The organism is Micromonospora sp. PLK6-60 (genome assembly GCF_019890675.1).
Classification (GTDB): domain Bacteria; phylum Actinomycetota; class Actinomycetes; order Mycobacteriales; family Micromonosporaceae; genus Micromonospora.
Window position 1 is genome coordinate 1 of sequence record NZ_JAIOAA010000004.1, and the last position, 18555, is coordinate 18555.

Sequence of the window (18555 nt, forward strand, 5' to 3'; positions counted from 1 at the left end):
GGCCACTCGCAGAACTCCGGCTGGTACTGATCATCACCGATTGACGTCGACGGGGGGGGGGGGGGCCGCCCCCCCACCCCGCCGCCGTCTCGCCCCGCGCACGGGTGGCGGTTGCCCCGGATAGCTGATAGCTCTTGGAGGGTGACCACAGGCGGCGGCCCCGCGGGCAACGACCCGTACCGGTTCGGCACCGAGGCGTTCTACGCCTCCCTCGGCCGGGCGTTCGTCGCCATGTGCGCGGTGGTGCCGATCCTCTTCCTGATCGAGGTGCTCGACGAGGGGCTGGGCGCCGGCTTCGACACCGCCGCCGGGATCATCCCGCGCCGCATCCAGGGCCTCGACGGCGTCTTCTTCTCGCCGTTCCTGCACCACGGCTTCGCCCACCTCTACAGCAACAGCATCCCGCTGATCCTGCTCGGCACCTTCGTGCTGGCCGCCGGTGTCCGCCGGTTCCTCTGGTCCACGCTGGTGATCGTGCTGGTCAGCGGGCTCGGCGTGTGGTTCACCGGTTCGCCGAACTCGGTGGTGGTCGGGGCCAGCGGGGTCATCTTCGGCTACCTCGGCATCCTGCTCACCCGGGGCATCGTGGAGCGGAGCTGGTGGAACTTCGCCGTCGCGCTGCTGGTCGGCCTCCTGTACGGCTGGCAGGTGCTCGGCGGCATCCTCCCCACCGACGAGCGGATCTCCTGGCAGGGGCACCTGTTCGGGCTGCTCGGCGGGGTGGTGGCCGCGATCCTGTTCCGTCGCCGGCGGACCGACCTCGTCGGGCCGTACTCGGAGACGCACCTGCACCTGCCCTGAGTGCCCGCCCGACCCGCCGGGCGCGCGCGCCCGAATGGGACGTCCTTGCCCACCCGCCCCGGCGCGCCTACCGTCGCAGGCAGCACCCCCACCGGTGACCGGGAGGCGGCGGTACGCACATGCGCGAGGTCGACGTTGCGGTGATCGGGGCCGGGCCCACCGGCCTGTTCGCCGCGTACTACGCCGGGTTCCGGGGGCTCTCCGTCGCGGTGGTCGACGCGCTGCCCGAGCCGGGTGGGCAGATCACCGCCATGTACCCGGAGAAGCTGATCCTGGACGTGGCCGGCTTCCCGGCGGTCAAGGGGCGGGACCTGGTGGCCAACCTGGTCGCCCAGGCCGCCCCGTACGCGCCGACGTACCTGCTCGGCAACCGGGCGGAGAAGCTGGCCCACGTCGACGGCCGCCCGGTGCTCGGGCTGGCCGGCGGCGAGCAGCTGCACTGCGGCGCGGTGATCGTCACCGGCGGGCTGGGCAGCTTCGTGCCCCGGCCGCTGCCGGTGGCCGAGCACTTCGCCGGCGGCGGGATCGTCTATTTCGTGCCGCGGCCGGCCGAGCTGGCCGAGCGGGACGTGCTGATCGTCGGCGGCGGCGACTCGGCCTTCGACTGGGCGGTGACGTTGCAGCCGCTGGCCCGGTCGGTGACCCTGGTGCACCGGCGGGAACGGTTCCGGGCGCACGCCGCCACGGTCAACCGGGTCCGCGACCTGCCGGTCCGGGTGGTGGTCAACGCCGAGGTGACCCGGTTGCACGGCGACGACGTCGTCACCGCCGCCGACATCGCCGTGCGCGGTGGCCCCACCGAGACGCTGCCGGTCGACACCGTGATCGCGGCGCTCGGCTTCACCGCCGACCTCGGCCCGCTGGCCGAGTGGGGGCTCGGGCTGGACCGCCGGCACATCCTGGTGGACAGCACGATGGCCACCAACCTGCCCCGGGTCTTCGCGGCCGGGGACATCACCGAATACCCGGGCAAGGTCCGCCTGATCGCCACCGGGTTCGGCGAGGCGGCCACGGCGGTGAACAACGCGGCGGTGGCCATCGACCCGGCCGCGCACCTCTTCCCCGGGCACTCCTCGGACGCCGGCTGAGCCCGATTCCTGTCCGGCGCGTGCCCGGATCGAGATCGGTCGCCGCCATGGTGGACGGATGGACCGCGCGGACCGTACCTCCCTCGCCTGGCTGAGCCACCCGGTCACGGTGCTCGCGCTGCTCGTGCTGGTGGTCAACGACCATCTGCTCAAGGCCGCGCACCCCGGCTGGCTCACCGGCAAGCTCAGCGACGTCGCCGGCCTGGTGCTCGCCCCACCGCTGGTCGCGACGCTCGCCGCGCTGACCGTGCCGCGGCTGCCGGCCCGGGCCGCCGCCGGGCTCGGGCTGGGCCTGGTGGGCGCCGGCTTCGCCGTGGTCAAGAGCAGCGGGTACGCCGCCGCGCTCGCCTCGGCGGCGTGGAGCCTGGTCAGCGGCCCCGCCCTGGTCCGGGCGGACCGCACCGACCTGCTCACCCTGCCGGCCCTGGCGGTGGCCGGCTGGACCTGGCGGCGGGCCCGCCGGGACCCGGTGGCCGGCCGCTCCGCCCGGCTGGTACGCCTGCTGGTGCTGCTCCCCGCGGCGACGCTGGCGGTGGCCGCCACCACCGCGTACTGGTTTCCGGACGCGCAGCGGGCCACGGTCCTCGACGGGAAGCTGGTCGCCGGCGTCGGAGGCAGTCTCGGCGACGACGGCGTCTATCCGGTCGACACCTGGCGGGTGAGCGAGGACGCCGGGGCGAGCTGGCGGGACCCGCTCGACGCGGAGGACCGGACGCTCGTTCGGCAGTACCTGGGCGTCGACCCGGCTCCGCCGCCGGTCCGGCGGGCCTGCGTGCCGGCCGCACCGCGGCACTGCTACCGCCTGGTGGAGGGCCGGCTCCGGGTGCAGGAGAGCGACGACGCCGGCCGCACCTGGCGGACCGCCTGGGAGGTGACGGCTGCCCAGCGGGCGGTCCTGAGCCGCCGGTACGACGAGGCCGGCTGGTTCGGCGACCGGTTGACCGGCCAGGAGCTGACCGTCTTCGAGGTGGGCGCCGGGCGGCACGTGGTGCTGGTCGCCAACGGGCGCGACGGTTTCGTGCTGCGGGACGCCGACGGCGGCTGGCGGCGGATCGGCTTCGTCGGGGCGCGGGCGGGCAGCGACGAGGAGGTGGTCCAGGTGCCCGCGCTGGGCGTCAGCACCCCCGCGCAGCGGCACGCCGACCCGCTGCGGGTGGCCCTGTTCGCGTTCCTGCTGAGCATGCTGGTGCTGGTGCTGGCCGGCGTACGGGCCGGCTGGCGGGGTGGTTCGGTGATCGGTACCTGGCAGGTGCTCGGCGTGCTGCTGTTCCTTCCCGGCGCCGGGGCGATGCTGCTCGCGGTGCTGGGCGACGACCTGTCGCGGATCCCCGGGATCCTCGGCGGCCTGCTCCTGGTGCCCGGGTCGGCGGTGTTTTCGCTGATCCCGCATCGGGCGGTGCGGGTGCCCGCGCGGTGGCTGGTCGAGGTGCTGCTGGCCGCCGCGCTGACCCTGGTGCTGGCCGGGTTGCCGCTGGTCGGCTGGCTCTACGGCCGGCCGGCGTACGCCCTGGTGGCGTTCCCGCTGGCGGTGCTGGCCGCGCTGCCCGGCCTGGGGCTCGCCTGGCGGGCGCACCGACTGGTCACCACTCGGGTTCCCGACCCCGAGCCGCCGTATCCCGCGCCGGGCGGGACCGGGCGGTCAGGGTAGGCCGATCAGGTCGGCCATCAGCCCGGTCTGGTGCGTGAAGTACGCGTCCCGGTGCGGCACCGTCCGGTTGAGCCGGCCGAACAGCTCGAAGCTGATCAGGCCGAACAACTGCGTCCAGCCGGCCATCCCCCGAGCCAGCAGGCTCTCGGGCAGGCCGGGGAAGATCTCGGCGGCCAGCGCGGCCAGGTCGGCGCGGACCGGTTCCGGCAGTTGCCCGTCGGGCGGGGTGATCCGCCCGTCGGCCATGCCGTCGCGCAGGATGCCGACCAGGGTCAGCGCCGGGCGGGAGGCGGGCGCGACGGTGTCGTCGGGAGCCGCGTACCCGGGCACCGGGCTGCCGTAGAGCAGCGCGTATTCGGCCGGGTGGGCGAGCGCCCAGTCCCGGGCGGCGCGGCACGCGGCCTGCCAGCGCCCCCGCAGGTCGCGCCGGTCGACGGCGGCCTCGGCGGACTCCACCGCGTCGCCGAGCGCGTCGTACGCCTCGATGATCAACGCGGTGAGCAGGTCGTCGCGGCTCGGGAAGTAGCGGTAGATCGCGGACGACACCATGCCCATGTCCCGGGCGACCGCGCGCAGCGACAGGTTGGCCCCGTCGCTGGCCAGGTGGCGGCGCGCCACCGCCTTGATCTCGGCGATCATCTCGGCGCGGACGCGGGCGCGGATCGAGGGTGCCGGCATGGGTGCCACTCTGCCACGGATCGGAGCGGCAATCAAAAAGGAGAGCACTGCTCTTGACGCGGCGGTGTCGAGCCGGTCATGCTGGTGGCGGCAACGGAGAGCAGTGCTCTCGCTTTGGATCCCTGCTTCGAAGGGCGTACTCATGTCGCTGCACGTCATCGTCGGTGCCGGGCCCGTCGGCACGGCCACCGCCCGGCTCCTCGCCGAGCGCGGCGACCGGGTCCGGGTGGTCACCCGGCGGGGCACCGGACCGGACCACCCCGCGGTCGAGCGGGTCGCCGCCGACGCCGCCGACCCGGAGCGGCTCACCGCCGCCACCGAGGGCGCGGTCGCGCTCTACAACTGCGCGAACCCGGCCTACCACCGGTGGCCCACCGACTGGCCGCCGCTGGCCGGCGCGCTGCTCACCGCCGCCGAGCGCACCGGCGCGGTGCTCGCCACCGTCGGCAACCTCTACGGGTACGGGCCGGTCCACGCCCCGATGACCGAGCAGACCCCGCCGGCCTCCACCGGCACCAAGGCCCTGGTGCGCAACCGGATGTGGGCCGACGCGCTGGCCGCGCACCGGGCCGGCCGGGTCCGGGCCACCGAGGTGCGCGGCTCGGACTATCTCGGCGCCGGCGGGCTGTCGCTGCCGATGCTGATGCTGCCCCGGGTGCTCGCCGGGCAGCGGGTGGTCCTGCCGGTCGACTGGGACGCCCCGCACACCTGGACGTACATCCCCGACGTCGCCCGCACCCTGGTCGCCGCCGCGGCCGACGAGCGGGCCTGGGGTCAGCCCTGGCACGTGCCCAGCGACGCGGCCGTCTCGGCGCGGGAGCTGGCCGTCCGGGCGGCGGCCCTGGCCGGCGCCCCGGCGCCGAAGCTGACCCGGCTGCCCTACCCGGCGCTCTGGCTCGGCGGCCTGGTCAACCCGTTCGTCCGCGAACTGCGGGAGACCGCCTACCAGTTCGCCCGCCCGTACCTGATGGACTCGGCCGCCGCGCAGCGGACCCTCGGGATCGCGCCGACCCCGCTGGCGGACGCGCTGGCCGCCACCGTCGCGGCGCTGCGCTGAAGGTGTTGAGCGGGGGCCCCTGCTGTGCGGAAAGCGTTAAGCGGGGGCCCTTCCTTGCCCGCCGAGGGCGGCGATGAGCACCGCGACCAGAGTGAGCGCCGCGCCGGCCAGCGTGGCCACCCCCGGGTGCGAGGCCGCCGTGGGCAGCACCAGGTCCAGCAGTACGGCCCCGACGACCTGACCGGCGATGGTGGCCAGCCCGAGCAGCAGCACCCCGGTGAAGCGGACGATCGCCGCGGCGATCGCGATGAAGACGATGCCGATCGGCCCGCCCAGGTAGAGCCACGGCTCGGTGGGCAGGCGGCCGGTCGGGGCGCCCCGGACCGCCACCTCCACCGCGAAGGTGGCCAGCAGCGCCACCGTGCCGACCGCGAAGTTGACCAGGGTGGCCGTCAGCGCGCTGCCGCTGGCCACCCGTACCCGGCCGTTGACCGCCTGCTGCCAGGCGATCCCGATGCCGGCCAGCAGGGGCAGCGCGGCCAGCGCCAGGGCGCCCGGGTCGCCGAGCCGGTCGCCGACCGCCAGCAGCACCGCCAGCACGGTCAGCGCCGCCCCGGCCAGCCGGCTGGCGGTGACCGGCTGCCGCCCGGTCGGCCCGATGCCCGCCCGGTCCACCGCCAGGCTGCTGCCGGACTGGCCGGCGACCACCGCCACCGTGAAGACCGCGACGCCCAGCGTGCCGATGGTGAGCCCCTGGGTGGCCACCAGGAACGCGCCGCAGACGCCACCGAGGCACTGCCACGGTCGCAGCGACCCGTCGCGGAGGGTGGCCCGCAGGCTGGCCAGGCCCCGCCGCCCGGCCGGAGTGGCGGGCACCAGCACCAGCAGCACCAGCAGGCCCAGGCCGAACGAGACCACCGCCGCGGCGATGCCGTCCGCGAGGCGTACGCCGAGTTCGCCGTTGATCCGGGACTGCACGGCTACCGCGACCCCGGAGCCGGTCGCCAGCCCGACGCCGGTGATCCGCCGGGTGGCCGACGCGATGGGCGGAGCCGCCGTCCCGGTGTCGGTCACTCCTGCTCGGCCAGCGGGCGGCCGTCGAAGTCGACGGCCGAGTAGAGCGCCAGCTTCTCCAGCCGGTGGTACGAGTCGATCACCCGGATGGTGCCGCTCTTCGACCGCATCACGATCGACTGGGTGTACGCCCCGCCGGCCCGGTAGCGCACCCCGCGCAGCAGGTCGCCGGAGGTGACGCCGGTGGCCACGAAGAAGCAGTTGTCCCCGGTCACCAGGTCGTCCGTGCCGAGCACCCGGTCCAGGTCGTGCCCGGCGGCCAGCGCCTTCTGGCGTTCCTGCTCGTCCCGGGGCCAGAGCTTGGCCTGCATCGCGCCGCCCATGCACTTCAGCGCGCAGGCGGAGATGATCCCCTCCGGGGTGCCGCCGATGCCCATCAGCACGTCGACGTCGGACTCACCCCGGGCGGCCGCGATCGAGCCGGCGATGTCGCCGTCGGAGATGAACCGGATCCCCGCCCCGGTCCGCCGGATCTGCTTGATCAGGTCGTCGTGGCGCGACCGGTCCAGCACGCAGACCGTCACCTCGGACACGTCGGCGCCCTTGACCTTGGCGATCCGCCGGATGTTCTCCGCCGGGCCGGCGTTGATGTCGATCACGTCCGCGTACTGCGGGCCGACCGCGAGCTTCTCCATGTAGAAGACCGCACTGGGGTCGAACATCGCGCCCCGCTCGGAGACCGCCAGCACCGCCAGGGCGTTCGGCATGCCCTTGCTCATCAGCGTGGTGCCGTCGACCGGGTCGACCGCGACGTCCACCTCCGGCCCGGTGCCGTCGCCGACCTCCTCGCCGTTGTAGAGCATCGGGGCGTTGTCCTTCTCGCCCTCGCCGATCACCACGACGCCGCGCATCTGGATCGAGTTGATCAGCTTGCGCATGGCGTCGACGGCGGCTCCGTCGCCGCCCTCCTTGTCGCCCCGGCCGACCCACCGGCCGGCGGCCATCGCCGCGGCTTCGGTGACCCGGACCAGGTCGAGGGCGAGGTTACGGTCGAGATCCTGGGGGATCCGCGTCCTGGTGGTTGTCATGACGGCTCCTCCTCGCGACGTTGCGGGGTGGACCGGCAGGGTGTGCGTCCCGCTGCCGGCTGTGACGCTGATCCTCACACGTGCCTCAACGTAACGCCGGGGCGGGGCGGCGGTGGCCCGGATCCCGGCAACCCGGCGGCTGCGAGAATGGCGGGGTGGAACCCGCACAGCCTGCCGATCGCGTACCCGCCGACCAGACGCCGCCGGACGGCCAGCCGCCGGTCGGGCCGACCGACCCGCCGGCCCGCCCGGACGGCGAGCCCGCCCTCGTCGACCCGACGGCCGAGACCGAGCCGGTCGACCCGGGCGGCCGGGACGACCCGGACGTGACCGCCGCCCGGATCCTGGAGCACGACGTGCCGCCGGCCCGCACCGGGGCCGTGCCGGCCGCGCCGAAGGGCAAGGCCCGCGCGGAGCGGTCGCCGAAGGACATGGCGCTGTCGCTGCTGGTGCTGCTCGTGCCGATCGCCCTGCTGCTCGCCTTCTACCGGGGCTTCCTCGGCGGCGACCAGCCCACCGTGGTCGACCCGGCGCCGGCGTACGAGCAGGCCCGGGCCGCGAACGTCTTCCCGGTCAGCGAGCCGAGGGGGCTGGGCGAGGGCTGGCGCACGGTGAGCGCCAACTTCCGCTCGGTCGAGGGCGGGTCGAACCTGCGGATCGGCTACCTCACCCCGGAGGGGCAGGCCGCCCAGCTGGTGCAGAGCAACGTGCCGCCGGAGCGGCTGCTGCCCGCCGAGCTGACCCGGGAGGGGCAGCCGCAGGGGCCGGTGGACCTGGGCGGGCGCAGCTGGCAGCGGTACACCGCCCGGGGCAACGAGCAGGCCCTGGTGCTGCTGGAGCCGGGCCGCACGGTGATCGTGGTGGGCGACGCCCGCGAGAACGAGCTCCGCCAACTGGCCGGTTCGCTGCGCTGACGTCCGTTCGGTGCCCCCCAGGGCCGGCGCGGCTCGGCTAGGCTGCGCCGGCTCAGAGCCGACGCGCCCCACGCGCCGGTCGGCACCTCAAACCGGCACGCGCCGGACAGCACACCGAAAGAGAACGACGTGAACATTCGACGCTGGAGCGCCGGCTTCCTCGCCGCCGCCCTGCTCGTCCCCGGCCTGGCCGGCTGCAAGAGCGACGCCGACTCCGCGGCCGGCGAATCCACCGCGGCGGTCCCGGCCGACCCGAAGGAGGCGCTGGTCGCCTCGACGAAGGAGCTCCAGAAGGGCAACTTCACCTTCACCATGAAGAGCGCCCAGTTCTCCGGCGACGGCAAGGTGCACATGCCGACGAAGAGCGCCGAGATGAAGATGGCCACCGCCCAGGAGGCCGCCGACGACCTGGCGATGAACATGCACCTGGTCTTCATCGACACCGACAGCTGGCTCAAGATGGAGCTGGACGGGCCGATGGCCGACGCGGTGCCGGGCTTCAAGGAGATGAAGGGCAAGTACCAGCACCTGGACCGCACCCGGACCAAGGACGCGGCCGAGCTGGAGTTCGACTTCGCCGAGGTCGACCCGGCCGACAGCGACAAGATGATCAAGGCGGTCACCGACGTCCGGAAGACTGGCGACGGCACGTACGAGGGCACGCTCGACGCCACCAAGGTGACCGACGCCGACCTGCTCGATGACGAGATCGTCAAGGGCCTCGGCGCCAAGGCCGGCGCCGTGCCGTTCACCGCCAAGCTCGACGAGCAGGGCCGGCTGACCGAGTTCGTCGTGCGGGCGCCGGCGTCGGAGAGCGCGCCGGAGCAGACGCTGACCGTCAGCTACGCCGACTACGGCAACGCCACCGCCGTCGAGGCGCCGCCGGCCGCCCAGGTCGTCGAGGCGTCCGAGCAGACGTACCAGATGTTCAGCAAGTGATTCGCGACCGGGCGGGGCGGCACCGGCCGTCCCGCCCGGGTCGTTCCGGGCGGAATCCGGTCGCAGCCGCGCGGACCGGACGGTGATTGCGGAAGGACGCTTCAGGGAACAGAGGGGTTACGAGCCGCCCACGCGGTGCCGCCGCCGGGCCGGGCTCGTGCGTCGGGGCCGGTGGCAGGGCTCCGGCGGCAGCCTCCGGCACCCTCCGTGGGCCGGACGACCCACCTGGAGAGTTCACGTGAACGTTCGACGCTTCAGCGCGACGGCCTTCGCCGCGGCGCTGCTCATTCCTTCGGTGGCGGCGTGCAACGGCGCCGGCGGCACCGAGGCGGGCGCCTCGGCGAGCCCGGCGGCCTCCGGCGACGTGTCGCCCGGCGCCTCCGGCGCGGTCGACGGTGACGCCAAGCAGGCGCTGCTCGACTCCACCAACGCGATCCGCGAGGGCAACTTCAAGTTCACCATGTCGGCGGTGGGCTCCACCGCCGAGGGGCAGGTGCACGAGCCCAGCCAGAGCGCCCAGATCAAGCTGACCATCGGGCAGCAGTCCTCGGACCTGATGATGACCCTGGACATGATCCACATCAAGCCGGACAGCTGGGTGAAGGCGGACCTGGGCGGTAGCTCCGCCGGCAGCGTGCCGGGGCTGCAGAAGCTCAACCTCGGCAAGTACCAGCACCTCGACCAGACCCGGATCAAGGGCAACCGGAACCTCGGCTTCGACTTCGAGAAGCTCGACCCGGGTGGCAGCGCGGTGCTCACCCAGGGCATCACCGAGGCCCGGCAGACCGGCGAGGGCAGCTACGAGGGCACCCTCGACGTGTCGAAGGCGGCCGAGGCCGGTTCCGTCGACCCCACGCTGATCACCACCCTCGGCGCGCAGGCGCAGTCGGTGCCGTTCACCGCCAAGCTGGACAGCGAGGGCCGGCTCAGCGAGCTGGTGCTCCAGCTCCCCACCGTCGGGCAGAGCGCCGCCCCGGCGCAGAGCGCCACCGCGGTCCCCGTACCGAGCGCCACCGCGGCCCCGGGTGCGAGCGCCAGCGCGGCGCCGGGCGGTGCCTCGACCGCCGGGGCGGGCGCCACCCAGGAGATCAAGGTGACCTACTCCGACTACGGCAACGCCAGCGCGGCCCAGAAGCCGCCGGCCGACCAGGTCGTCGAGGCGCCGCCGGAGTTCTACAACCTGTTCCGCTGACGATCGGCGCGGGGGCGGGACGGCTGCGGCCGCCCGCCCCTTCGCGTGCCCTGGGTACGCCGCGCGCCGGCCCGGCCTCGCCGTCGGGCCTGCCGCTGCCGGTGGGCGTGCGTGCCCTGGCCGGCCTTCGCCTCGGGGACGCGGCGGGTCAGGAGTTGGTGGCGTCCTGGCGGGCGGCGGCGATCCGGGCCCGGGCCCCGTCCAGCCAGCGCTGGCAGATCTCGGCCAGCTTCTCGCCGCGCTCCCACAGCGCCAGCGACTCCTCCAGCGACGTGCCGCCGGCCTCCAGCCGCTCCACCACCGACGCCAGTTCGGCGCGGGCCTGCTCATAGCTGAGCCGCTCGTCCGGCCCGGCGTCCTTCTCGTCGCTCATCGGTCCCATCCCACCACATCACCGGCCGGTCGTCCGGGTGCGGGTGCCCTGGTGGGCGTGGTCACCCCCGGGTTTCCGGGGGTGACCGGCGAAAATTTTCCCGCTGCTGCCGGGTCCCGTGCACGGGTCGCTCGAGTTGCGGCCGACCGGGGGATGCCTTAGTGCTGGCGGCTGCTCCTCCAGGTGACCGCGGCCCGGCCGGCGGCGCGGGGAAACCGGCAGGTCACGGGCGGACGCCGACCGACCGAACGGTCGCTGCGGCGACCGCGTCGGCTGGGGTGGCCCGCGAACCGGCCGCCGCGACCCTGATCCATCGATGGATCGCTACCTGACGATCGATTCGGTTTTGATGGATCACGAAATTACTTGTCCGATTCCCAGGATGTCGCCAGAGCGGCTCGTTGACCGCTTGATCCACCACTTGGGACGGTGGCCTTCCGCACGTAGCGTGCGTGCGGGATCAAGGGTCAGGGCAAGCGGATCAATATCGGCCTCGGGAAGGGCCCGGCATTGGACATCTTCAACGACAACCTGCTCGACTTCAAGAAGTTGCGATGACTCCCGACGAACAGGAGATGATCTTCGGGATGGCAGTTCTTCCTGACGGGACGCGGGAAGTCGACCCCGGGGACGTGCTGCGCCACTTCGGCACTGCGGACGGGAAGGAGCTGGGACTGCGGCTGCTCCGCCAGGCGCTTCAGACGAAGGACGCGGACGACGCCGAGGCTGCTCTGGTCGTGTGTAGTGAGTTCGGAGTGACGTCGGAAGCTCTTGAACCCCTGCTCCAACTCGCGGCAGCCGACTGGCATCAGCGGCACGAGGACGTGGTCACCGCGATCGGCCGATTTAAGGACCCACGCGCGGTTGGCGCCCTGCTCCAAGCGACACTGTTGGTTCCCGACTATCTCGACTACGACGACAGCAGGGCTCTGGCGACTAAGGCGATCTGGGCGCTGGGCGTGATACCCGGCAGCGACGCCCAGCGGGCGTTGCGGGAGCTACTGGACTCCGACGACGCGATCCTGCGCGCCGGGGCCGAACAACAACTCGCGCGTCGCAGCGGGTCGTGACGCGTGGTTTGTCCTGGTGCGCCGTCGCGCACCAGGACAAACCACCGATCAGGGAGGCGCAAGGCTCGCTGAGCGTTCCGGGTCCCACTGCACCCGGACCGGCGTGGTCATCTCCCGCTCCAACCAGACCTCCCGGTCGGCATGGACCTGCAGATCGTAGTGGGTGAGGCAGGACAGGGAAAGCGCCTGCTCGAAGCCACTGCGGCTCATCCGCACCGCCAGGATCCGCGCCTGATTGGGCTTCGTAGCCCGGCCGGAGCGGTACATCATCTAGCGGAACGACGGCTTGATCCACGTCATCCGGTTCGGGTTGAAGGGCGGTACGAATGTCCCCGCAGGTAGGGCGGCGTCGGCAATCTCGGTGGAAAATGCCTGGTAAACGGTGACCGTGTAGTCGTCGAAGATCGCGCGGATCTCTCTCGTCGGCGGGGTCATCTGCCTAAGCCCTCGACAGTGGCGGCCAGTTCGCCCTCGGCGAGGCGTACCCGCAGCGGGTCGCCCTTGGCCACCTCGTCCGCCGCCCGCACCACGTGCCCGTCCGCCCGCTGCACGATCGCGTACCCCCGGTCGAGGGTGGCAGCGGGGGAGAGGGCGCGCAGCCGGGCCAGGGTGTGCCGCAGGTCCTCGCCGGCCGCGCCGAGCCGGTGGTCCAGGTTGCGGTCGGCCCGGTCGCGCAGCGCGCCGACCTCGGTAGCCCGCTGGTCGACCATCACCTGCGGGCGGGCCAGCACCGGGCGGGAGCGGAGCAGGTCGAGGCGGTGCGACTCCCGGTCGACCAGGTTGCGGACCGCCCGTTCCAGCCGGGAGCGGGCCTGGCCGATGAGGCGTACCTCCTCGGTCAGGTCGGGGACGATCCGCTTGGCCGCGTCGGTGGGGGTGGACGCGCGGACGTCGGCGACGTAGTCCAGCAGCGGGGTGTCCGTCTCGTGGCCGATCGCGCTGACCACCGGGGTGCGGCAGCCGAAGACCGCCCGGCAGAGCGCCTCGTCGGAGAAGGGGAGCAGATCCTCGATGCCGCCGCCGCCCCGGGCGATGACGATCACGTCGATGCTCTCGTCGGCGTCGAGCACCTTCAGCGCGCCGATGATGTCGGGCGCCGCGCTGGGGCCCTGCACGGCGACGTTGACGGTGCGGAACTCGACCGCTGGCCAGCGCCGCTTCGCGTTGGTCAGCACGTCCCGCTCGGCGGCGGAGGCGCGGCCGGTGATCAGGCCGATCCGCTGCGGCAGGAAGGGCGGGCGGCGCTTGCGGGCCCGGTCGAAGAGCCCCTCGGCGGCGAGCAGCTTCTTGAGCTTCTCCAGTCGGGCCAGCAGCTCGCCGAGCCCGACCTGGCGGATCTCGTCGGCGCGCAGGCTGAGCGTGCCGCGGGCGGCGTAGAACTCCGGCTTGGCGTGCAGCACCACCCGGGCGCCCTCGCGCAGCTCGGGGGCGCCGGAGTCGAGCACGTCCCGGTTGGTGGTGACGGTCAGGCTCAGATCCGCCGACGGGTCACGCAGGGTGAGGAAGACGGTGCTGGCCCCGGGCCGGCGGCTGATCTGCGCCACCTGCCCGTCCACCCACACCCAGCCCAGCCGGGCGATCCAGGCGTTGATCTTCTGGCTGACCACCCGGACCGGCCACGGCTCCTCCGAGCTGCTCCGCCCCACCTCGCCCCCACCACCACTCACCCCGCCACCCTACGGCCGCCCGCGTTGATCATGAAGTTTGCGTCTCCTGGTAGCGGTTTCCCGACGCAAACTTCATGATCAACGGGTTGGGAGGCGGGGGGAGAACCGGCACGTACGATGGGGGGGTGACTGAGACTGGTAAGCGCGTGCTTTTGGCCAAGCCCCGCGGATACTGCGCGGGGGTGGACCGGGCGGTGCAGACCGTCGAGGAGGCGCTCAAGCTCTACGGCGCGCCGATCTACGTGCGCAAGCAGATCGTGCACAACAAGCACGTGGTGCGGACCCTGGAGGCCCAGGGCGCGATCTTCGTGGAGGAGAACGAGGAGGTGCCCGAGGGCGCCACCGTGATCTTCTCCGCCCACGGCGTCGCCCCCGAGGTGTACGAGCAGGCCCAGTCCCGCTCGCTGAAGGCCATCGACGCGACCTGCCCGCTGGTCACCAAGGTGCACCAGGAGGCGAAGCGGTTCGCCGCCGAGGACTACGACATCCTGCTGATCGGCCACGAGGGGCACGAGGAGGTCGTCGGCACCGCCGGTGAGGCCCCCGCGCACATCCAGCTGGTGGACGGCCCGGACGGCGTCGACAAGGTCACCGTCCGTGACCCGAACAAGGTGGTCTGGCTCTCCCAGACCACGCTGTCGGTGGACGAGACGATGGAGACGGTGGCCCGGCTCAAGCGGCGGCTGCCGCTGCTCCAGTCGCCGCCCAGCGACGACATCTGCTACGCCACCTCCAACCGGCAGCACGTGGTGAAGGAGATCGCCCCCGACTGCGACGTGGTGATCGTGGTCGGCTCGCGGAACTCCTCCAACTCGGTCCGCCTGGTCGAGGTGGCCCTGGACGCCGGGGCCCGCGCCGGCTATCTGGTCGACTTCGCCCACGAGATCGACGACGCCTGGCTGGCGGGCGCCGGCACGGTCGGGCTGACCTCCGGGGCCAGCGTCCCCGACGAGCTGGTGCAGCAGGTGCTGGCGCACCTGGCCGAGCGCGGCTTCACCGAGGTGGAGGAGGTCCTCACCGCCAACGAGCGGCTGACCTTCTCGCTGCCGCAGGAGCTCAAGCGGGACATGAAGGCCGCCGCGGCGGCGGCCCGGTCCTGAGGTCGGCGGGAACGGGACGCGGCCCGCGTACGTCCGAACCGGTATGAAGACCATGCGCACGGCGGTACCGGCACTGCTCCTCTGCGCCGCCCTGGCCGCCTGCGGCGGCCAGGGCACCGGCACCGGCAACCAGGCCCCCGAGCCGTCAGGAGGCAGCACGGTGACCGTGCCCCCGACCAGCGACCCGACCGACCCGGCCACCCCGACCGACCCGGCCACCCCGCAGCCGCCCACGGTCGTGCCGCCGACGAAGAAGCCGGCCGGCCCGAGCCTGCCGCCCGGCCCCGGCGCGCACACCCTCACCGGCACGGTGGAGGCCGGGGTGGAGCCCAACTGCCTGCTGCTCGACGGCTACCTGCTGGTCGGCGGCCCGCGGGACGTGCTGCGGGCGGGCGCGAAGGTGACCGTCGAGGGTCGGGTCGAGCCCGACATGATGACCACCTGCCAGCAGGGCACCCCGTTCGTGGTGGAGGGCGCGAGCCGCGCCTGATCCGCGGCCCCGGAACGCGCGGAAGGCCCGCCCCCGACCGGGGACGGGCCTTCCGGCTCACCGCGTACGGCTCAGCCGACGTTCTCGACGATCACGTCGCCGCTGCCGATGAGGATGTTGGTGTCGGTACGCACCTGGACGGTGCCGTAGAGCACCCGGCCGCTGCCCGGCGCCGCCTGCACGGTCACCGCGCCCGGCACCTGCCAGGTGGCGCCCGTCGGGCGGGCCGCGTTGGTGTCGGTCACCGCCACCGAGCCGAAGGCCGGGTTGGTGAAGACGTCGATGTAGTGGTAGGTGGTGGTGCCGGCCGGCACCGCGTACCCGTCGACCCGGACCTTCCAGGCGCCCGGCTTCGGGTTACCGATGGTGACCGACTCCTCCGAGTCACCGTCGGCGCTCTGGCCGGCCGCGACGCAGGTCCCGGACGTGCAGTCGAGCACGAACAGGTCCAGGTCGGCGCCCGGGTCGGAGGTGCCGCCGATGGTGGCGCGGAACTGGGTCGAGCCCGGCGCGACCGTCACGTCGTACTCCTGCACCTCGCGGTTGGCGATGGTGAGCGTGCCCCGCTTCGCGCTGCCCAGCGACCCGCCGCCGACCGCCCGGCCGGTGAACGAGCCGAGCGAGCTGGTCAGGCTGTACGACCGGGCCACCGTGCCGCCCAGCGGAGCGGACTCGATCACGTCCGGGTTCGGGGTGACCGTGGCGCCCAGCACGGAGGCGGTCAGGGTGAACGGGGTCCACTCCGCGTCCGAGGTGCGCCGACCGTCCACGGTGACCTCCCACACCCCGGCCAGCGGGTTGGAGGTGGTCCGGCTGGTCGGCGAACCGGTGCTGCACGCGCCCGCCGCCGGCGAGTAGCAGGAGGTCGACGCGTTGTCGTCGATCGCCACGCCGTACGGGTGGTAGCGCAGGAAGCGCGCCTGGCCGGTGCCCGCCGTGCCGTCCGGCCCGGTGAGGTCGACCTTCAGCGCCGGGGTGTTCGCCGGCACCGCGAAGTAGTAGTGCAGGGACTGGTTGCGCCCCACCTTGCCGGTGACCTGGACCTGGTAGTTCGCGTCCGCCTTGAAGGCGTACGGCGCGATCACCGTGTTCAGCGTCTGGTAGTCGATCCCGGTGGTGGCCGGGTCGTCCAGCCGCAGCACCGCCGAGTGCGCACCCGGGGTGGCCGGGTTGATCCGCACGGTCACGGTCACCGGCTTGTTCAACGGCAGCGACACCGAGGCGTCGGTGGCGAAGGTGCCGTCGTTGCCCACCCACGACAGCTGGTAGGTGACGGGGTTCGAGCCGCCGGTGGTGCGGGTGAAGGTGTACGTCCGGGTGTACGCCCGGCCGGCGGTCACGCCCTCGCGGTCGTAGATGCCGACGCCGTGGCCCGGCTTGGCCAGGAAGCCGCCGAGCACCGTGTTCACCGGCACCGAGGAGGTGATGCCGACCGTCTTGATGTTCTTGCGCAGCAGCTCGTACGCGGCGGGGACGTCGATCAGGCCGGCGCCCTGCTCGTACGCGCCGGTGTCGCCGATGAACCGGGCCGAGGACATGATGGCCTGCCGGAGCTGGGCCGGCTTGCGCTGGAAGCCCTGCGCCTTGGCCGCGCCGACCAGCAGCGCGCCCGCCCCGGCGGCCTGCGGGGAGGCCATCGAGGTGCCGTTGAACATCGCGTAGCCCGGCGGCAGCGGGTACGTGCCGGCGACCGGGCCGCCCGGCTGCCAGGTGGGCACGGTGGAGATGGCCGAGCCCGGGGCGATCACGCTGGGCTTGAAACCGCCGTCCTCACGCGGGCCGCGCGAGCTGTAGTAGTGCAGGCCCTCCGGGAACGGGGAGCTGGAGCCGTAGTTGGCTCGCCAGGTGGCGTCGGTGACGTACGAGCCGATGCTGAGCACCCGCTCGGCCACCGAGGGGTCGCCGACGGTGTTCAGACCCGGGCCGCTGTTGCCGGCCGAGATGAACATCTGCACGTCGTACTGGTCGATCAGCCGGTTGTAGAGCAGCGCGCGGGTGTTGTTGCCGTCGTTGAGCGACGGCAGGCCACCGATCGACATGTTGATCACGTCGACGTTCGCCTGCTTGGCGGCGTAGATCATGCCCTCGATCAGCGCGCTGGAGGTGCAGCCGCCCACGAAGAGGCAGACCCGGACCGAGACGATCTTGGCGCCGGGGGCGACACCGGTCATCGCGCCGCCGAACAGCCCGTTGCCGGCGGTGATGCCCGCGACGTGCGAGCCGTGGGCGCCGGAGACGATGCCGATGTTGACGAACTTGTTCTTGCCGTCGACCTGGACGACGAACGGCATCGACTCGTTGATCGCGGTCGCCGGGTTGTCGGTGCCGAAGGTGCCGACGTCGTTGCGGACCTTGTAGTCGGTCATCGCCTTCTCGTCGGCGAAGGAGCCGTCCTGGTCGGTGTCGACCCAGACGTTGCTGCCGCCGTCCCAGAGCACGCCGAACTGGCCGCTGCTGCCGGCCGGGTTGCCGTCCCGGTTGACGTCGTTGCCGACCTCGCCGCCCAGCCGGGCGTCCCGCTCGTTGAACAGGCCGAAGCGGTAGGACCGGTTACCGGGGGCGGTCCAGCTCCGGCCGCCCCCGGTGAACGTCGGCCCCGACACGTTCGCGCTCATGCTGACCCAGGTCGGGTCGCCGTCGGCGGTCGGGTGGGTGTAGGTGACCCAGTCGACGATCTTGCGCTCGCCGGTGGTGGTCCGCTGGAGCGCCGGGTGCGACAGGTCGACGCCGGTGTCCAGGATGCCGACGGTAACCCCGCGCCCGTCGAGCGTGGGGTGGTCGGCCTGGAACCGGACCGCGCCCAGGTCCCGGATCGGCAGGTACGGGTTGTCCTGCGGCGTCGCCTGGCCCGGCGCGGGCTGCGGGGTGGCCGGTTGGGCGCCCGCCGGCTCCGGGTCGGGCAGCGGCGTCGCGGCGTCGATCTCGGTGGTCTGCACGCCGGCCAGCCCGGCGACCCGCTCGACGCGGTCGGTCGGCACCTCAGCGCGCAGGTAGCCCAGGTCGTCGTCCCGGTACGAGACGGTGGCGCCCAGCGCGGCCAGCCCGGACGCGGCCGTGGCGGACTGGCCGGAGACGGCGCCGACCAGCAGGGTGAGGCTCCGCTGGCCCTGCTGCCGGGCCTCGGCGAGCCGCTCCTGGTCGGTGGGGGTGAGGCCGACGCTGCTGCTCTTCAGCACGTCGGTGGGGGTGGGCTCGGCGCTCGCGGGGTTGCCGGCGAAGGCCAGGGTCAGCGCGCCGGCGGTGACCGCCGACGCCACGAGCGCGACCGGTTTCCGGGCGCGTCCGCTGTGAGGTCTGCTCACGTCTCTTCCTCCGAGGGAGAGCAAGTGCCCTGGATCAGGGCGGGGGATGTAACGGCCAGCTGTCACGACACGTCGACCGCCGTCACCGATTCAGCGACGGAGATGTGGTCCGTGTTACGTGAACTGGCTGCTAGGCAACGGTGCCGCCGATAGTTGCCGGGTGGCAAGTGATAACGGTCGGCACCGGACGTCGA

General features: G+C 73.1%; 16 protein-coding genes and 1 pseudogene. 10 read left to right on the plus strand and 7 right to left on the minus strand.

Annotated features, from left to right (window positions below; genetic code table 11):
• The first annotated feature begins 141 nt into the window (after nucleotides 1–141).
• The 3 genes from K7640_RS09490 (at nucleotide 142) to K7640_RS09500 (ending at nucleotide 3537) form a co-directional block, all read left to right on the plus strand.
• Nucleotides 142–801 (plus strand): rhomboid family intramembrane serine protease, encoded by a 660-nt coding sequence (locus K7640_RS09490; protein ID WP_222954383.1) that lies wholly within the window; start codon nucleotides 142–144, stop codon nucleotides 799–801.
• Nucleotides 802–920: 119 nt separating this feature from the next.
• The gene (locus tag K7640_RS09495; protein WP_222954384.1) at nucleotides 921–1889 is read left to right on the plus strand and encodes an NAD(P)/FAD-dependent oxidoreductase; all 969 of its coding nucleotides are present in this window, start codon (nucleotides 921–923) and stop codon (nucleotides 1887–1889) included.
• A gap of 58 nt (nucleotides 1890–1947) precedes the next feature.
• Nucleotides 1948–3537, plus strand: coding sequence for a hypothetical protein (locus K7640_RS09500; protein WP_222954385.1), 1590 nt, complete (start codon nucleotides 1948–1950; stop codon nucleotides 3535–3537).
• On the opposite strand, the gene K7640_RS09505 is transcribed toward K7640_RS09500, so the two are convergent.
• Nucleotides 3529–4215, minus strand: a complete 687-nt coding sequence (locus K7640_RS09505) for a TetR/AcrR family transcriptional regulator (RefSeq protein ID WP_222954386.1) — start codon at nucleotides 4213–4215, stop codon at nucleotides 3529–3531. The two genes, K7640_RS09500 and K7640_RS09505, sit on opposite strands and share 9 nt — an antisense overlap.
• A 142-nt stretch (nucleotides 4216–4357) precedes the next feature.
• Between K7640_RS09505 and K7640_RS09510 the strand changes: the two genes are divergently transcribed.
• Nucleotides 4358–5272 carry an NAD-dependent epimerase/dehydratase family protein gene (locus K7640_RS09510; RefSeq protein WP_222954387.1) on the plus strand — a complete coding sequence of 305 codons (915 nt, stop codon included), beginning with the start codon at nucleotides 4358–4360 and terminating at the stop codon, nucleotides 5270–5272.
• 36 nt (nucleotides 5273–5308) lie between these two features.
• Here K7640_RS09510 and K7640_RS09515 read toward each other — a convergent pair whose 3' ends face one another.
• Both K7640_RS09515 and glpX read right to left on the minus strand, forming a co-directional pair.
• Nucleotides 5309–6286 (minus strand): DMT family transporter, encoded by a 978-nt coding sequence (locus tag K7640_RS09515; RefSeq protein WP_222954388.1) that lies wholly within the window; start codon nucleotides 6284–6286, stop codon nucleotides 5309–5311.
• Nucleotides 6283–7314 carry a class II fructose-bisphosphatase gene (gene glpX / locus K7640_RS09520; protein WP_222954389.1) on the minus strand — a complete coding sequence of 344 codons (1032 nt, stop codon included), beginning with the start codon at nucleotides 7312–7314 and terminating at the stop codon, nucleotides 6283–6285. The genes K7640_RS09515 and glpX overlap by 4 nt, the downstream gene beginning before the upstream one ends.
• 155 nt (nucleotides 7315–7469) lie before the next feature.
• On the opposite strand from glpX, the gene K7640_RS09525 reads away from it, so the two are divergent.
• The 3 genes from K7640_RS09525 to K7640_RS09535 all read left to right on the plus strand — a co-directional run bounded on the left by K7640_RS09525 (nucleotide 7470) and on the right by K7640_RS09535 (nucleotide 10359).
• The gene (locus K7640_RS09525; RefSeq protein ID WP_222954390.1) at nucleotides 7470–8228 is read left to right on the plus strand and encodes a DUF4245 domain-containing protein; all 759 of its coding nucleotides are present in this window, start codon (nucleotides 7470–7472) and stop codon (nucleotides 8226–8228) included.
• Between the two features lie 129 nt (nucleotides 8229–8357).
• Nucleotides 8358–9167 (plus strand): hypothetical protein, encoded by an 810-nt coding sequence (locus K7640_RS09530; RefSeq protein ID WP_222954391.1) that lies wholly within the window; start codon nucleotides 8358–8360, stop codon nucleotides 9165–9167.
• Nucleotides 9168–9405: 238 nt separating this feature from the next.
• Entirely contained in the window at nucleotides 9406–10359 is a 954-nt protein-coding gene (locus K7640_RS09535; protein WP_222954392.1) for a hypothetical protein, read from the plus strand.
• A gap of 148 nt (nucleotides 10360–10507) precedes the next feature.
• Here the strand turns inward: K7640_RS09535 and K7640_RS09540 are convergent, their stop codons facing one another.
• Nucleotides 10508–10732, minus strand: coding sequence for an exodeoxyribonuclease VII small subunit (locus tag K7640_RS09540; protein ID WP_222954393.1), 225 nt, complete (start codon nucleotides 10730–10732; stop codon nucleotides 10508–10510).
• 554 nt (nucleotides 10733–11286) lie between these two features.
• Here K7640_RS09540 and K7640_RS09545 point away from each other — a divergent pair.
• Entirely contained in the window at nucleotides 11287–11802 is a 516-nt protein-coding gene (locus K7640_RS09545) for a HEAT repeat domain-containing protein (protein ID WP_222954394.1), read from the plus strand.
• Nucleotides 11803–11850: 48 nt separating this feature from the next.
• Here K7640_RS09545 and K7640_RS09550 read toward each other — a convergent pair.
• Together K7640_RS09550 and xseA are read right to left on the minus strand one after the other, a co-directional pair.
• Nucleotides 11851–12237, minus strand: a pseudogene (locus tag K7640_RS09550) (DUF4291 family protein).
• Complete coding sequence (xseA, locus tag K7640_RS09555; RefSeq protein WP_222954395.1) at nucleotides 12234–13469, minus strand: exodeoxyribonuclease VII large subunit; 1236 nt, start codon at nucleotides 13467–13469, stop codon at nucleotides 12234–12236. The pseudogene K7640_RS09550 and the gene xseA overlap by 4 nt, the downstream one beginning before the upstream one ends.
• A 74-nt stretch (nucleotides 13470–13543) precedes the next feature.
• On the opposite strand from xseA, the gene K7640_RS09560 reads away from it, so the two are divergent.
• Nucleotides 13544–14569 (plus strand): 4-hydroxy-3-methylbut-2-enyl diphosphate reductase, encoded by a 1026-nt coding sequence (locus tag K7640_RS09560; protein WP_222954396.1) that lies wholly within the window; start codon nucleotides 13544–13546, stop codon nucleotides 14567–14569.
• A 43-nt stretch (nucleotides 14570–14612) separates the two neighbouring features.
• Nucleotides 14613–15059 (plus strand): hypothetical protein, encoded by a 447-nt coding sequence (locus tag K7640_RS09565; protein WP_222954397.1) that lies wholly within the window; start codon nucleotides 14613–14615, stop codon nucleotides 15057–15059.
• A gap of 71 nt (nucleotides 15060–15130) precedes the next feature.
• Here the strand turns inward: K7640_RS09565 and K7640_RS09570 are convergent, their stop codons facing one another.
• Nucleotides 15131–18361, minus strand: a complete 3231-nt coding sequence (locus tag K7640_RS09570; protein WP_222954398.1) for a S8 family serine peptidase — start codon at nucleotides 18359–18361, stop codon at nucleotides 15131–15133.
• Between the last annotated feature and the right edge of the window lie 194 nt (nucleotides 18362–18555).

Excerpts from the sequence above, each read along its gene's own strand:
- K7640_RS09495 (WP_222954384.1), top strand. The coding sequence starts at position 921 with ATGCGCGAGGTCGACGTTGCGGTGATCGGGGCCGGGCCCACCGGCCTG.
- K7640_RS09500 (WP_222954385.1), top strand. The coding sequence starts at position 1,948 with ATGGACCGCGCGGACCGTACCTCCCTCGCCTGGCTGAGCCACCCGGTC.
- K7640_RS09505 (WP_222954386.1), bottom strand. The coding sequence starts at position 4,215 with ATGCCGGCACCCTCGATCCGCGCCCGCGTCCGCGCCGAGATGATCGCC.
- K7640_RS09510 (WP_222954387.1), top strand. The coding sequence starts at position 4,358 with ATGTCGCTGCACGTCATCGTCGGTGCCGGGCCCGTCGGCACGGCCACC.
- glpX (WP_222954389.1), bottom strand. The coding sequence starts at position 7,314 with ATGACAACCACCAGGACGCGGATCCCCCAGGATCTCGACCGTAACCTC.
- K7640_RS09540 (WP_222954393.1), bottom strand. The coding sequence starts at position 10,732 with ATGAGCGACGAGAAGGACGCCGGGCCGGACGAGCGGCTCAGCTATGAG.
- K7640_RS09545 (WP_222954394.1), top strand. The coding sequence starts at position 11,287 with ATGACTCCCGACGAACAGGAGATGATCTTCGGGATGGCAGTTCTTCCT.
- K7640_RS09560 (WP_222954396.1), top strand. The coding sequence starts at position 13,544 with ATGATCAACGGGTTGGGAGGCGGGGGGAGAACCGGCACGTACGATGGG.
- K7640_RS09565 (WP_222954397.1), top strand. The coding sequence starts at position 14,613 with ATGAAGACCATGCGCACGGCGGTACCGGCACTGCTCCTCTGCGCCGCC.